The 13134-nt window shown below is 69.0% G+C and carries 9 protein-coding genes; 3 read left to right on the top strand and 6 right to left on the bottom strand.

The annotated features are described in order from the left end of the window. The 6 genes from WA670_RS19245 to WA670_RS19220 all read right to left on the bottom strand — a co-directional run bounded on the left by WA670_RS19245 (position 1) and on the right by WA670_RS19220 (position 6331). On the bottom strand, positions 1–1317 hold the full coding sequence (locus WA670_RS19245; protein WP_336158417.1) for an MFS transporter: 1317 nt from the start codon (positions 1315–1317) through the stop codon (positions 1–3). Positions 1318–1370: 53 nt separating this feature from the next. Beyond that, entirely contained in the window at positions 1371–2144 is a 774-nt protein-coding gene (locus WA670_RS19240; RefSeq protein WP_336158416.1) for an SDR family oxidoreductase, read from the bottom strand. Further along, the gene (locus WA670_RS19235) at positions 2141–2893 is read right to left on the bottom strand and encodes an SDR family oxidoreductase (RefSeq protein ID WP_106961427.1); all 753 of its coding nucleotides are present in this window, start codon (positions 2891–2893) and stop codon (positions 2141–2143) included. The genes WA670_RS19240 and WA670_RS19235 overlap by 4 nt, the downstream gene beginning before the upstream one ends. Positions 2894–3270: 377 nt before the next feature. Continuing rightward, on the bottom strand, positions 3271–4092 hold the full coding sequence (locus tag WA670_RS19230) for a carbohydrate ABC transporter permease (RefSeq protein WP_336158415.1): 822 nt from the start codon (positions 4090–4092) through the stop codon (positions 3271–3273). Further along, entirely contained in the window at positions 4092–5024 is a 933-nt protein-coding gene (locus WA670_RS19225; protein ID WP_442893107.1) for a carbohydrate ABC transporter permease, read from the bottom strand. Before WA670_RS19225 ends, WA670_RS19230 begins: the two co-directional genes overlap by 1 nt. Continuing rightward, positions 5021–6331, bottom strand: a complete 1311-nt coding sequence (locus WA670_RS19220; RefSeq protein ID WP_134663536.1) for an extracellular solute-binding protein — start codon at positions 6329–6331, stop codon at positions 5021–5023. Before WA670_RS19220 ends, WA670_RS19225 begins: the two co-directional genes overlap by 4 nt. Positions 6332–6483: 152 nt before the next feature. Here WA670_RS19220 and WA670_RS19215 point away from each other — a divergent pair, with 152 nt between their 5' ends. The 3 genes from WA670_RS19215 to WA670_RS19205 all read left to right on the top strand — a co-directional run bounded on the left by WA670_RS19215 (position 6484) and on the right by WA670_RS19205 (position 13083). Continuing rightward, entirely contained in the window at positions 6484–7527 is a 1044-nt protein-coding gene (locus tag WA670_RS19215; protein WP_336158414.1) for a LacI family DNA-binding transcriptional regulator, read from the top strand. Then, positions 7524–9824 (top strand): beta-glucosidase family protein, encoded by a 2301-nt coding sequence (locus WA670_RS19210; protein ID WP_336158413.1) that lies wholly within the window; start codon positions 7524–7526, stop codon positions 9822–9824. The genes WA670_RS19215 and WA670_RS19210 overlap by 4 nt, the downstream gene beginning before the upstream one ends. 289 nt (positions 9825–10113) lie before the next feature. After that, positions 10114–13083 carry a PDZ domain-containing protein gene (locus WA670_RS19205; RefSeq protein WP_336158412.1) on the top strand — a complete coding sequence of 990 codons (2970 nt, stop codon included), beginning with the start codon at positions 10114–10116 and terminating at the stop codon, positions 13081–13083. The last annotated feature ends 51 nt before the right edge of the window (positions 13084–13134 follow it).

The following is a 13134-nucleotide window of genomic DNA, read 5'->3' as shown; positions in this document are numbered from 1 at the left end:
TCAGGGGCGGCCGGCGGCGGTCCCCTCGCCGAGCCCGTCGGAGAAGTCGTGGTCGCGGGTCTCCGGCAGGGCCAGCACGCACAGGAAGCTGAGCACCCCGAGCACGACCAGCACCAGGGCGACCGGCACCGTCGAGCCGGTCGACGCCCACAGATCGGTCGAGATCAGCGGCACGATCCCGCCGCCGATCACGCCCGCGACGCTGTACGCGATCGAAGCGCCGGAATACCGGTACCGCACCCGGAACAGCTCCGGCAGGAACGCACCCATCGGCCCGTACAGCATCGCGAAACACGCCAGGCCGCCGACGAATCCGAGCGTCAGCAGCACCGGGTTTCCCGTCTGCAGCAAGGCAAAGAGCGGAAATGCCCACACCACAACGGAAACCGCGGCCGCCGCGCTCAGCCGCCTGCGGCCCCATCGGTCGGACTTCATCGCGAACACCAGCGTCGCCACGCCCATCACGGTGGCGGCGATGAGCAGGCTGATCAGGACAGTGGTGCGCGGGATGCCGAGCGTGGTCGTCGCCATCGAAAGACAGAATGTGGTGACAGTGTAGAAAAGCGCGTGTGCGAGCACGAACGACAACGTCGACAGCACCAAAACCCGCGGCTGTTTCCGCAGCAGTTCGAAGAGCGGGACTTTCGCCTGTTCGGCTTTGTCCAATGCGGCCTGGAAAACCGGCGTCTCGGCGATCTTGATCCGGATGTAGAACCCGACCGCCAGCAGCACCGCGGAGAACAGGAACGGCAGCCGCCAGCCCCAGGACAGGAACTCGGCGGGCGGGAGCACCGCGTCCAGCAGCAGGAACAGCAGGTTCCCCAGCACGAATCCGATGGCAGGGCCGAGCTGCGGGAAAGCCGAGTACAGGCCGCGTTTGCCCGGCGGCGCGTACTCCGTTGACATCAGCACCGCGCCGCCCCATTCGCCGCCGAGGCCGATGCCCTGCACGAAGCGCAGCACCACCAACAGGATCGGCGACCAGATGCCGAGCGTGCCGTAGTCCGGCACCAGCCCGACAGCCACTGTGGACAGTCCCATCACCAGCAAGGACGTGACCAGCATGGACTTGCGGCCGATCCGGTCGCCCCAGTGTCCGAAAAGGATCGCGCCGACCGGGCGCGCGACGAATCCCACCGCGAAGGTGCCGAGCGAGGCGAGCACCCCGGCGGTCGAGGAAAACGTCGGGAAAAAGACCTTCCCGAACACCAGCGCCGCTGCGGTCCCGTAGATGTAGAAATCGTAGAACTCGATGGCGGTGCCGATGAAACTGGCGGTGGCGATGCGCGACATGTCGGTGCGCGCGGGTGCGGTCATTCCGGCTCCCTGTTCTCCCCTGCGGCCCGGTGCCGCCCCGGGAGAATATCGGGTCACGCTTCGCCGGGCAGCTCCTCCATTTTCCGCTGCAGCTTGTTCATCCCGCCGAGCCAGCGGTCGGTTTCGGTGGCGCGCAAGGCATAGAAATCCGCGACCTCGGCGTGCGGCAGCACCAGGAACCGGTTCTCGGCCATCGCGGCGAACAACGCGTCGGCCACCTGCGGCGGGTCGATCGCGCTGGCGCCCATCAGCAGTTTGCCGCGTTCGCCGGTCTCCTCGAGCATCGCGGTGCGCACGCCCTGCGGGCAGATCGCCTGCACGGTGATGCCGCGGTGCCGGTAGGTGGCCGACAGCCATTCCGCGAACGCCAGCGCGCCGTGCTTGGTCACCGAATACGGAGCCGAGCCAAGACTCGTGAGCACGCCCGCCGCGGACACCGTCGCGACAAACCGCCCCTCACCACGCTCCAGCCACGCCGGCAGCAGCAACCGGGCCGCGCGGACGTGCGCCATCACGTTCACGTCCCACGCCAGCGCCCACGCGTCTTCGTCCGCGTGGGCGTCACCGAACGGCGCGACCCCGGCGTTGGCACAGAAAACGTCGATCTCACCGAGCGTTTCGCGGGCGGTGTCGATCAGGTCGGCGACCCCGGATTCGCTGGCGACGTCACCGGCGAACGACGTGCCGCCCACCTCCGCCGCGACCTCGGCGGCGCGGTCCCCGTCGAGGTCCGCGACCACGATGCGAGCCCCGTCCGCCGCGAACCGCCTCGCCAGTGCCGCCCCGATCCCGCCGCCACCGCCGGTGATGACGACTCCGGCGCTCACAGACCGCCGCCGAGCGTCACGCCGCCGTCGAGCACGACCGTCTGCCCGGTCATCCAGCCCGCCTCGCCGGACAGCAGGAACGCCACCGCGCCCGCGATGTCCTCCGGCACCCCGAGCCGCTTCATCGGATACGCCGCGGCGACTTCTTCCTCGCGCCCCTCGTACAGCGCGGTCGCGAACTGCGTCTTGACCACCGCCGGAGCCACCGCGTTGACCCGGATCTTCGGACCGAGTTCCGCGCCGAGTTCCTGGGTGAGCCGGATCAGCGCGGCCTTGCTGACGCCGTACATGCCGATGCCCGGCGAGGTGCGGATGCCCGCGATCGAGGCGACATTGACCACCGCGCCGCCGTGCTCGCCCATCCACGCGTCCCGCGCGACGCGGATCCACGACAGCGGCGCCACGACGTTCACCGCGAAGATCTTGCTCGCGGCGGCCGGGTCGACGTCCAGCGTGGGCCCGTAGACCGGGTTGATGCCGGTGTTGTTGACCAGCATGTCGAGACTGCCGAACTTCTCGACCGCGGCGGCGACCGCCTCCTGCTGATGCGCGGCGTCGTCGGCCTTGCCGGGCACCGCGATCGCGACCTCGGGCCCGCCGAGCTTCTCGACGGCCTCCGCGAGCGGCTCCGGCTTGCGAGCGGTGATGCACACCTTCGCCCCGCGCTCGACCAGCCCCTGCGCGATAGCCAGCCCGATCCCCCGGCTGGCCCCGGTGACCAGGGCAACGCGATCCTTGAACGACTCCACCACACCGTCTCCTTGTCCGCCGCTGGACAGCCACCGCTAAGCGGTTGCTTAGTCGCAGGATAACGGCGAGGCTCGCTTACGCAACCCTGGGCCGTCGCCTCGGCCCTCACAACGCGGTGGGCCACTGCCGTCCGGACCCTGCGTATTCACCGACCAGTGGCGCTCGACAACACGCCCGCCTGCAGTTCTGGCGACATGCGAGGAACAGCGAGACACAGAAGTCGATGACTGCTGGCGCGCCGGCTGAGTGAAGCAGATCTGCCCCCGACGGACTCAGCGCTGGTCCCTCGCGCAACCTCGAACCGCATAGCGACCACAGACAGTGACCACCCTCGCGACCCTGTGCGTTCGCCTGGCCGGGAAGTCCGGGCGAAGGATTACTTGCCGAAACCCGCAGTGAGACCGGTGACGAGGTAGCGCCGGCCGAGGATGTACAGCGCGAGGACCGGCAGGGTGGAAAGGACGACCGCGGCGAGGACCGCGGGGATGTTGACCCGGAACTGGCCTTGGAAAGCCCACAGCGCCATGGGAAGCACGCGCTGGTCGGCGCTCTGGGTGAGGATGAGCGGGAAGAGGAATCCGTTCCACACGTTGAGGCCGTCGTACACCGCGACGGTGACCATCGCGGGTTTGACCATGGGCAGCACCAGGCTGACGAGCATCCGCCCGTGCCCGGCGCCGTCCACGCGCATCGATTCGAACAGCTCGTTCGGCACGTCGCGCAGGAAATTGGCCAGGACGACCACCGAGAGCGGAATCGCGAAGGCGACCGAGGGCAGCACGATCGCGAGCAGGGTGTCGTAGAGGTGCGCGCGCGTGATCAGGTAATAGATCGGGATGATCGTCGCCTGCAGCGGGATCGCCAGCCCCAGCAGGAAAATCTTGTACGTGGTCGCGGAGAACCGGGTCCGGCCGCGCACGATGTAATAGGCCGCCAGTAGCGATACCGCGACGGTGATAACCACAGTGCCTGCCGTGACGACCGCGCTGTTGATCAGGTAGCGCAGGAAGCCGTTGTCCAGGACCAGCCGGTAGTTCTCGAACGTGGGAGCGGCGGGCAGCGACAACGGGTTGGCCCCGAAGAACCCGCTCTGGCCGCGCAGGCTCGTCACGACGATGTAGTACACGGGCACGAGAACGACGAACAGCCAGGCGAATCCGGCGAGCCCGCCGAGCACGTTGGGCCTGCTCCTGGCCATCACACACCGTCCTGCTGGCTGCCGCGGGAGAAGCGGGCGAACCGGGAGAGGCCGAGCGACAGCGCCAGCCCGGCGACGACGAGCAGCACGGCCAGAGTGCTCGCGCGGCCCATGTCGTTGTTGGAGAAACCGTTGAGGTACATGTCCAGCGGCAGGAACCGGGTGGCGTTGCCCGGGCCGCCGCCGGTGAGCACGAAGACCAGGTCGAAATAGGTCAGCGAGCCGACCAGCATCAGCGTCGAGGAGGTGACGATCGTGTAGCGCAGCTGCGGCAGGGTGATGTGGAAGAACTGCCGGACCGGGCCCGCGCCGTCGATCTGCGCGGCTTCGTAAAGCTGGGCCGGGATCTGCCGCACTCCCGCTTGATAGAGCAGCGTGTGGAACGGCATGAACTGCCAGCCGATCACGAAGATCACCACGTACAGAGCCAGTGTCGGCTCGCCGAGCCAGTCCTGGGAGAGCCAGTCGGCCCCGAAAGCACGGCTCATCCCGAAGTTCGGGTCGAGCAGGGCCTTGAACGCGATCGCGATCGCGGCCGAGGACAGCAGCAGCGGAAGGAAATACAGCACGCCCAGCACCGCGCGGTACCGGCCGCGGCCCGCGGTCAGCACGCCCAGCAGAAGCGAGACCGGCGTCTGGAACAACCAGCTCGCCGCCATCACCTGCACGCTGAGCCAGAGCGCGTGATAAGTAGCCGGGTCGCTTAGCGTCGCCGTCCAGTTGCCCAGCCCGGTCCAGACGGGGTCGGCGATCCCGTCCCACTTCATCAGGCTGAGCACCGCCACCCCGCCGAGCGGGAGCAGCGCGAAGATCGAGAAGAACGCCAGCGCGGGAACGGCCGTCAGCGGATGCGGTCCGGCGCGGCCGGGCGTCGCGGCGGACCGCGGCCGCTTCCCGGACCGCTCCCGCACGAGGGCAGCGGACACCGTCACTTCCCGACCGTCGCGTTCATGTTCGCCGAGAACTGCTCGGGCGTGATCTGCTTGAGGAACAGCTGGTCCAGGTTGTTCAGCAGCGCGTCCGCTTGTCCGGGGGAAAGGGCCTGGTCCCAGGAGAGCTGGAAATTCGGCGCGTTCCGCGCCAGTCCGTACACATAGGACAGATACGCCGGGTCCGGCGCCTTGGCCAGTTTGGCCTCGATCCCGTTGACCGGCGGCACCGCGCCCCCGGCGAGCAGCGCGTCGACGTAGGCATCGTTCATCACGCCCTCGCGCAGGTATTTCACCGCCGCCTGTTTCTGCGCGTCGGAGGCGTGCGCGGACACCGACCAGAAGTTCGCCGGGTTCCCGACGATGTCCGCCGGATCGCCCTTCCCTCCCGGCACGACCGGGAAGCCGACGTAGCCGAGTTTGCCCGCGGCGAAACCGGGGTCGGCTTCCTTGATCGTGGGGAACGCCCACGAACCCATCAGGTACATCGCCGCCTTGCCGGTGTAGAGCAGGGCGAGGTCCGCGTTGCTGTCGGTGCTGATCGAATTGAACCCCTTGGCGAACCCGCCCGCGTCGACGAGCTGCTGGATCTTGCGGTTCGCGTCCAGGATCGCGGGATCGGACCAGGCGCCCGGCTTGTTCGCGGCGATCGCGGCGAAGACGCCCGGCCCGCCGATCCGGTCGACCAGGTACTCCTCCCACATCAGCTGCGGCCATTTGCTTTGCCCGCCGAGGGAGAACGGAGCGATCCCGGCGGCGGCGAACTTCGGGACCAGCGCCATCAGCTCGTCCCAGGTCTTCGGCGGCTGCGCGCCCACCCGGGCGAAGAGATCCTTGTTGTAGAACAGGAAAACCGGCTGCATGCTGTTGTTCGGCACGGCGTAGGTCTTTCCGTCCAGCACCCCGGTTTTCGCCACCGAGGGCAGGAACCGGCCGGTCAGCGCGGGGTCCTTCCGCACCTCCGGGGTCAGATCCATGATTTTCCCTGCCGCGACCCAGGATTTCAGCATCCCGCCGTTGCCCCAGCTGAACACCAGGGTGGGCGCCTGGTCGGCGCCGACGGCCGAGCGGATCTTCTGCTTGTACGCGTCGTTGCCGAAGAACTGGCCCTCGACGCCGCCGCTGGCGAACGAAGCGCGGAACACCTGCTCGTCGCCGCCGGTCAACGCCCATGCCGTCGCTTTCCCGCCGGCCGCGGCCGTGGGCCCGCTCGTGCCGCACGCCGCGGTCAACGCCAGCAGAGCCGCGAACCCGGTCGCCGCGAGCGTCGTCCGCGTCCCGCGGACCGTCCGGCGAGTACCCAGTTTCATGATGCACCTTCCGCTCCGAAGGTTCGAAAAGTTTCGAAAACTTCTCGTAGGCTGGCCGAAATCTAGGGTAGTGATTCGGGCCAGTCAAGTGCTAAATTCCCTTTTCATAGCCAACAATCATGGTTCGAAACATTTCGAAAAGAGGGAGCCTGATGCCGTCCCGCACTGGCGCGAGGCTCGCGGCGGTCGCCGAAGCCGCCGGCGTCTCGCTGCCGACCGTCTCGAAGGTGCTCAACGGGCGGTCCGACGTGGCCGCGCGCACCCGCGCCCGAGTGGAACAAGCGTTGCGGGAGGCCGGATACGTGCCGCGCAGCGGGAGCCGGAACGCCCCCGCGACCCGGATCGTCGACGTCGTGTTCGACGATCTCGTCAGCCCGTACGCGCTCGAAGTGCTGCGCGGGGTGACCGCCGCGGGCACCGAACTCGGCACCGACGTGGTGGTGAGCCGGATGCCCGAAGCGGTGCCCGGCGGCCCGCTCAGCCCCGAGGACCAGTGGACGCACCGGCTCAAGGGCAACGGCCGGGCCGGGCTGATCGTCGTGACCTCCGAACTCTCGCTCGCCCAGGTCGAAAGCTTCGAACGCGCCGGGCTGCCGCTGGTGGTCATCGACCCGATCAACCTGCCGAGGACCGAGGTCGCCAGCGTCGGGGCGACGAACTGGTCCGGCGGGATCGCCGCCGCGGAGCACCTGCTGAGCCTCGGGCACCGGCGCGTCGCGTTCGCCGGCGGGCCGGTCGGAGCCTCCTGCAGCCAGGCCCGGCTGCACGGGTACCGCGCCGCCCTCGACAACGCGGGCGTCGCCTTCGACCCGGAACTGGTGCGCCACGGCGACTTCGGCCACCCGGCCGGACTGGAGATCGGAAACCGCTTGCTGGCCATGGAAAATCCGCCGACCGCGGTGTTCGCCGCCAGCGACGCCACCGCGCTCGGCGTGCTGGAAGCCGCCCGGCGGCGGGGATTGCGGGTGCCGCAGGACCTGAGCGTCGTCGGCTTCGACGACACCATGCTCGCCGGCCTCGCCACCCCGCCGCTGACCGTGATCCGGCAGCCGCTGCACGACATGGGCCGGGTCGCGCTGCGCACCCTGCTCAAGCTGATTTCCGGGCAGACGCTCGATTCCCACCACGTCGAACTCGCGACCCATCTCGTCGTGCGCGAGTCGACCGCCCCCGCAGCCGACCGAGGAGCACGATGAGCCGCTGGCACGACCGGACCCTCTCCCCCGCCGAACGCGCGGACGCGCTGCTGGCCGGGATGACGCTCGAGGAGAAGGTCGCCCAGTTGGGCAGCGCGTGGCCCGGCAATCAGGAGATCAGCGGGAACGTCGCCCCCATGCAGGACGTTTTCGCCCGCGGCGAGGTCCCGTTCGAACAGGTGCGCGCGGACGGGATCGGGCACCTCACCCGCCCGTTCGGCACGGCGCCGGTGAGCGCGGCCGACGGCGTCGCCCGGATCACCGCGCTGCAGCGCGAAATCGTCTCCGAGACCCGGCTCGGCATCCCGGCGATCGTGCACGAAGAGTGCCTCACCGGCTTCACGACCCTCGGCGCCACGGTCTACCCCACCGCGCTCGCCTGGGCAGCGACCTTCGATCCCGGTCTCGTCGAGCGGATGGCCACGGCCATCGCGGAAGACATGCGCGCGGTCGGCGTGCATCAAGGGCTTTCGCCCGTGCTCGACGTCGTGCGCGACTACCGTTGGGGCCGCACCGAGGAAACCCTCGGCGAAGACCCGTACCTCGTCAGCATGCTGGGCACCGCTTACGTCCGCGGCCTGGAGAAGGCCGGGATCATCGCGACGCTGAAGCATTTCGCCGGCTACTCCGCGTCCCGGGCGGCGCGCAACCACGCGCCGGTTTCGATCGGGCCGCGCGAGCTGCGCGACGTCGTCCTGCCGCCGTTCGAGATGGCGGTGCGCGACGGCGGGGCCCGCTCGGTCATGAACTCCTACAGCGACCTCGACGGCGTACCCGCCGCGGCCAGCGAAGCGCTGCTCACCACGATTCTGCGCGAGGAATGGGGTTTCGACGGAGTCGTCGTCTCCGACTACTGGGCGATCGCGTTCCTCAAGAGCATGCACCGCGTGGCCGCCAGCGCGGGTGCGGCGGGCGCGCTCGCGCTGGCCGCCGGGATCGACGTCGAACTGCCGGACACCCTGTGCTACAGCAAGGAACTGACCGAGCTGGTCCGTTCCGGGGAGGTCCCCGAGGCGCTCGTCGACCGGGCCGCGAGACGGCTCCTGCGGCAGAAGGCCGAGCTGGGCCTGCTCGACGCGGACTGGGCGCCGCGGGCCGAGCCGGTCGATCTGGATTCACCGCGGAATCGAGCCCTCGCCCGGGAAATCGCCGAGAAGTCCGTCGTGCTGCTCGCCAACGACGGCACGCTTCCGCTGTCCGCCGGGAAAATCGCCCTCGTCGGGCCGTGCGCCGACGACCCGCTGGTCTTCCTCGGCTGCTACTCCTACCCCAACCACGTCCTGCCGCGCCACCCCGAATTCGGCCTCGGCGTAAGCGTTCCGTCCCTGGCCGATGCGCTGCGGCTCGAACTGCCCGCGGCCGAGATCGCGCTGCACCAAGGCTGCCCGATCCTCGACGAGGACCGCTCCGGCATCACCGCCGCGGCGAGCGCCGCGGAAGCCGCCGGTGTGTGCGTCGCCGTCGTGGGCGACCGGGCAGGCATGTTCGGCCTCGGCACCTCCGGCGAGGGCTGCGACGCCCCCGACCTGAGCCTCCCCGGCGTCCAGGACGAACTCCTCGACGCGCTCCTGGCGACCGGCACCCCGGTCGTGGTCGTGGTGGTGTCCGGCCGTCCGTACGCCCTCGGCCGCCACGCCGGCCGCGCCGCCGCTCTGGTCCAGGCGTTCCTGCCGGGCGAGGAGGGCGGCGGCGCCGTCGCCGGGATCCTGTCCGGCCGGACCGCCCCGTCCGGGAAACTGCCGGTGCAGGTCCCCCGCGTGCCCGGCGGCTCGCCCGGCACCTACCTGGCTCCGCCGCTGGGCCGCGACAGCGCGGGCATCAGCAACCTCGACCCGACCCCGCTGTTCCCGTTCGGCCATGGCCTGTCCTACACCACGTTCGCCTACTCGGACCTGCGGCTGAGCGCGTCCGAGATCCCCACCGACGGCGAACTGTCCATTTCGGTCACCGTCCGCAACACCGGCGAGCGCGCGGCGGACGAAATCGTGCAGCTGTACCTGAACGACGTGCACGCCCAGGTCACCCGCCCCGTCCGGCAGCTCGCCGGCTTCGCCCGGGTGCCGCTCGAGGCGGGCCGCGCCGCCAGGGTCACGTTCGCGCTGCACGCCGACCGCACCAGCTTCACCGGACTCGACCTGCGCCGGATCGTCGAACCCGGAACGATCGAGGTCCTGGCCGGCCCGTCCGCGGGCGACCTGCCCTGCACCGGCCGGTTCGAACTCACCGGCCCGGTCCGCGAAGCAGGCCACGACCGGGTCTTGGTCACGCCGGTGTCGATCACGCCGCTTCCCGGGTGACCGGAGCGCTCCGGGCAGCGCGGAAATCCGGGTCCCGCCCCGGGTCAGCTTCGGGAAAGGCTTCAGCACACAGCCCAAAGATCAGATGTAAACCCCGCCGTCGTCCACCTACCGCATTCGCCCGGCAACCTCGCCGATCAGGCCCGTACCCGTGCTGCAAAGCCAGTTACCCGCCTCCGGACACCACCCGGAGAGCTCCTTGACGACCGCTACACCCTCCTGCATAGTCTCCTAGACATCGGATGTCCTGGCGTACAGAACGTCCGATGCCTGGTCAAGGAGGACCTGAATGGCCAACCGCCGCCTTCTGAGCATCGTCCTGTCCGCCGTCGCCGGGTTTGGCGGAACGCTCGCCCTCGGCCCGCCAGCCGCCGCGAGCGGGCCGCCGCCGATGACCGTCTATGCCGCTCCCGGCGCCGACGCACCGCCCGGAAACCCTTGCACCCAGCCGCGCCCCTGTTCGCTTTCGCAGGCGCAGCAACGGGTCCGGCATCTTCTCGGCACCGGCGTCGGCAACCACCGCGACATCGTGGTCAAGCTCGCCGGCGGCTCCTACTACCTCTCCGCTCCGCTGGCCTTGGGTCCGCTGGACTCCGGGCGCAACGGCCACACCGTGACCTGGCAGCCAGCGACCGACGCCGTCGTGACGATCAGCGGCGGCCGGCCGTTGCGTCCGGCCTGGCAGTCCGCCGCACCCGGCAGCAAGATCATGGCCGTGGCCCTCCCGGCCGGACTGGACTTCGACGGCCTGTTCGTCGACGGCCAGCGTCAGATCCTGGCCCGCTACCCGAACTACGACGCCAGCGCGGCCCGGCTGCAGGGGTCGACCTCGCTGGCCGACCTCCAACGGGAATCGGCGAAGTGGGCGGACCCGTCGACCGCGCTGGTGCGCGCGATGCACTGCGGCGACTGGGGATCCGTCTCGTTCACCGTCAGCGGACGCACCGGCGACGGGCTCGCTCTGCACTACGTCGGCGACAACAACCGGCCGCAGGACTGCGGGCTGACGAAGGGCAACGGACCTGGCCGGGTCGGACCGGCGATGGCCGAGAACGTCAAAGAGGAGCTCGACGCGCCCGGCGAGTGGTTCTACGACCGGGCGAGCGGCCAACTGCTCTACTACCCGCCGGAGGGAACCGATCTTTCTGCCGCGACGGTCGAAACCGCCGAGCAGGATCAGCTGATCACCCTCGCCGGGACCTCGGCTGCCGACCCTGTCCACGACATCACGCTGCGCGGACTGCACTTCACCGCGACTCACCGCACGCTCTTCGACAGCCCCTTCGAGGCCGACGCCAAGGGCGACTGGGCGGTGGTCCGCAAGGGCGCGGTATCTCTGAAGAACGCCGCTGACATCTCAGTCACCGGGTCGTTCTTCGACCAGCTCGGCGGCAACGGCATCTTCCTCGACAGCTACAACAAGCACAACACGATCAGCGACAACAAGTTCGCCTCCGACGGCGCCACGGACGTCCAGATCGTCGGCTCGCCGAGCGCGGTGCGGGACTACTCCGGCAACTACTACGACAACGTCGCGGTCACCGACACCGCGCCGGGGCCGAAGACCGACGACTATCCCCGCGGCATCGTCGTGCGGAACAACCTCATGCAGAACATGGGCCGGTTCGAGAAGCAGTCCTCCGGCGTCAACATTTCCATGAGCGCGGACGTGACGGTCGACGGCAACACCGTCTCCGGCAGCCCGCGCGCGTGCCTCAACATCGAGGACGGCACGTGGGGCGGACACGCCATCAAGAACAACGATCTCTTCAACTGTGTCGAGGAAACCGGGGACAACGGGTCCGTCAACGTGTGGGGCCGCGGCCGGTTCTGGGCCAGCTCCGGCAACAACACCCTCGCGCCGGGCACGAGTTACGAAGGATCCACCGGCACCGCGCTGACCGACGCCCAGGCCCGGAGCCTGATGAAGCTGGACGTCGTCCGGCCGATCACCATCCAGCACAACCGGTTCTGGCACGCCGGGGACTGGGCGATCGACCTCGACGACGGATCGTCCAACTTCCGCCTGCTGGACAACCTCGTCCTCAAGGGCGGAATCAAACTGCGCGACGGCTACGAGCGCACCGTGCGGAACAACCTGCTCGTGGACGGTTCGATCTACGAACAGGTCAGCCACTCCGACTGCGGCGACGTCATCGAGCACAACATCACGCTCGGACCGCAGGCGTACAACAACGTGCTGAACAATCCGTCCACCGCCAAGTACGGCGTCGACCGCAACCTCTTCTGGAACGACAGCTACCCGGTCTACGTCAATCCCGACGGCAGCGGCAACGAAGCGCTCTCCGCGGACGGCGCCACGATCAACCCCCAGTCGGCCTGGGTCCGCGCCGGCATGGACCCGCATTCGCTCGTCGCCGACCCGAAGTTCGCCGCGGCCGACCCGCTCGGCAGCTACGATTTCACGGTCGCCGCCGATTCGCCCGCGCTCGGCCTCGGGTACGCCAACTTCCCGATGACCGGCTTCGGCGCCTCGGGCGGGCCGCTTCCGCCCAAGGCGGTCTTCGCTTACGGCCCCGGTTCCGGCGGGCCTAGCAACGGGATGATCGTCCAACCCGAAATGCTGATGGGCGCCACCGCCACCAACATCCCGTCGCTCGCGGTCCAGTCGTCGCTCGGCTTGACCAAACCGTACGGCCTCTACCTGTCCTCTGTGCCGCAGGGCAGCTACGCGGCGCAAAACGGGCTGCGGACCGGCGACGACATCACCGCCGTCAACGGCACCCCAGTGACCGACGATCGCAATACTTTTTGGCTCAGCTACAACAAACTCGCGCCGGGTGCGCCGATCACGCTGACCGTGCGGCGCGGGCAGGCCGATGTCACCGTTCGCTTGGCCAAGACGCGGGAATCGGAGCTGCTCAACAACACGTCCGGCGTCGTCTACACCAACACCGGCACCCCGTCGACGGGATGGCTCTGGCGCGGCAGTTCTGCGGGAGGCGCGAACTCGTATCTCGACGATATCTGGGCGACGCAGAACGTCGGCGATTCGTGGAGTTTGACATTCTACGGCACTGGGATCGACATCATCTCCGAAACCAACACCGACGAGGGCGACGTCGACCTGGCCTTGGACGGTGCGCCTTATCGGACGGTCAGTTTCGTGACGCCGACCCGGCAGTACCAGTCGACAGTCGCGAGTGTCTCCGGTCTGCCGCCGGGGGTGCATACCGTTACCGGCACGATGAAGAATGGCAGCTACCTGATCGTGGACGCTTTCCGGACTCATCCGTAGCTGACCTGCCGTGCGTGCGGTGCCCCATTGGCATCGCGCGCACGGCACTTC

The organism is Amycolatopsis sp. VC5-11 (assembly GCF_037034185.1).
GTDB lineage: Bacteria > Actinomycetota > Actinomycetes > Mycobacteriales > Pseudonocardiaceae > Amycolatopsis > Amycolatopsis nivea.
The sequence above is the reverse complement of the archived record's forward strand: the minus strand, read 5'-3'. Positions and strand labels throughout refer to the sequence as shown.

Excerpts from the sequence above, each read along its gene's own strand:
- WA670_RS19245 (WP_336158417.1), bottom strand. The coding sequence starts at position 1,317 with ATGACCGCACCCGCGCGCACCGACATGTCGCGCATCGCCACCGCCAGT.
- WA670_RS19230 (WP_336158415.1), bottom strand. The coding sequence starts at position 4,092 with ATGGCCAGGAGCAGGCCCAACGTGCTCGGCGGGCTCGCCGGATTCGCC.
- WA670_RS19220 (WP_134663536.1), bottom strand. The coding sequence starts at position 6,331 with ATGAAACTGGGTACTCGCCGGACGGTCCGCGGGACGCGGACGACGCTC.
- WA670_RS19215 (WP_336158414.1), top strand. The coding sequence starts at position 6,484 with ATGCCGTCCCGCACTGGCGCGAGGCTCGCGGCGGTCGCCGAAGCCGCC.
- WA670_RS19210 (WP_336158413.1), top strand. The coding sequence starts at position 7,524 with ATGAGCCGCTGGCACGACCGGACCCTCTCCCCCGCCGAACGCGCGGAC.
- WA670_RS19205 (WP_336158412.1), top strand. The coding sequence starts at position 10,114 with ATGGCCAACCGCCGCCTTCTGAGCATCGTCCTGTCCGCCGTCGCCGGG.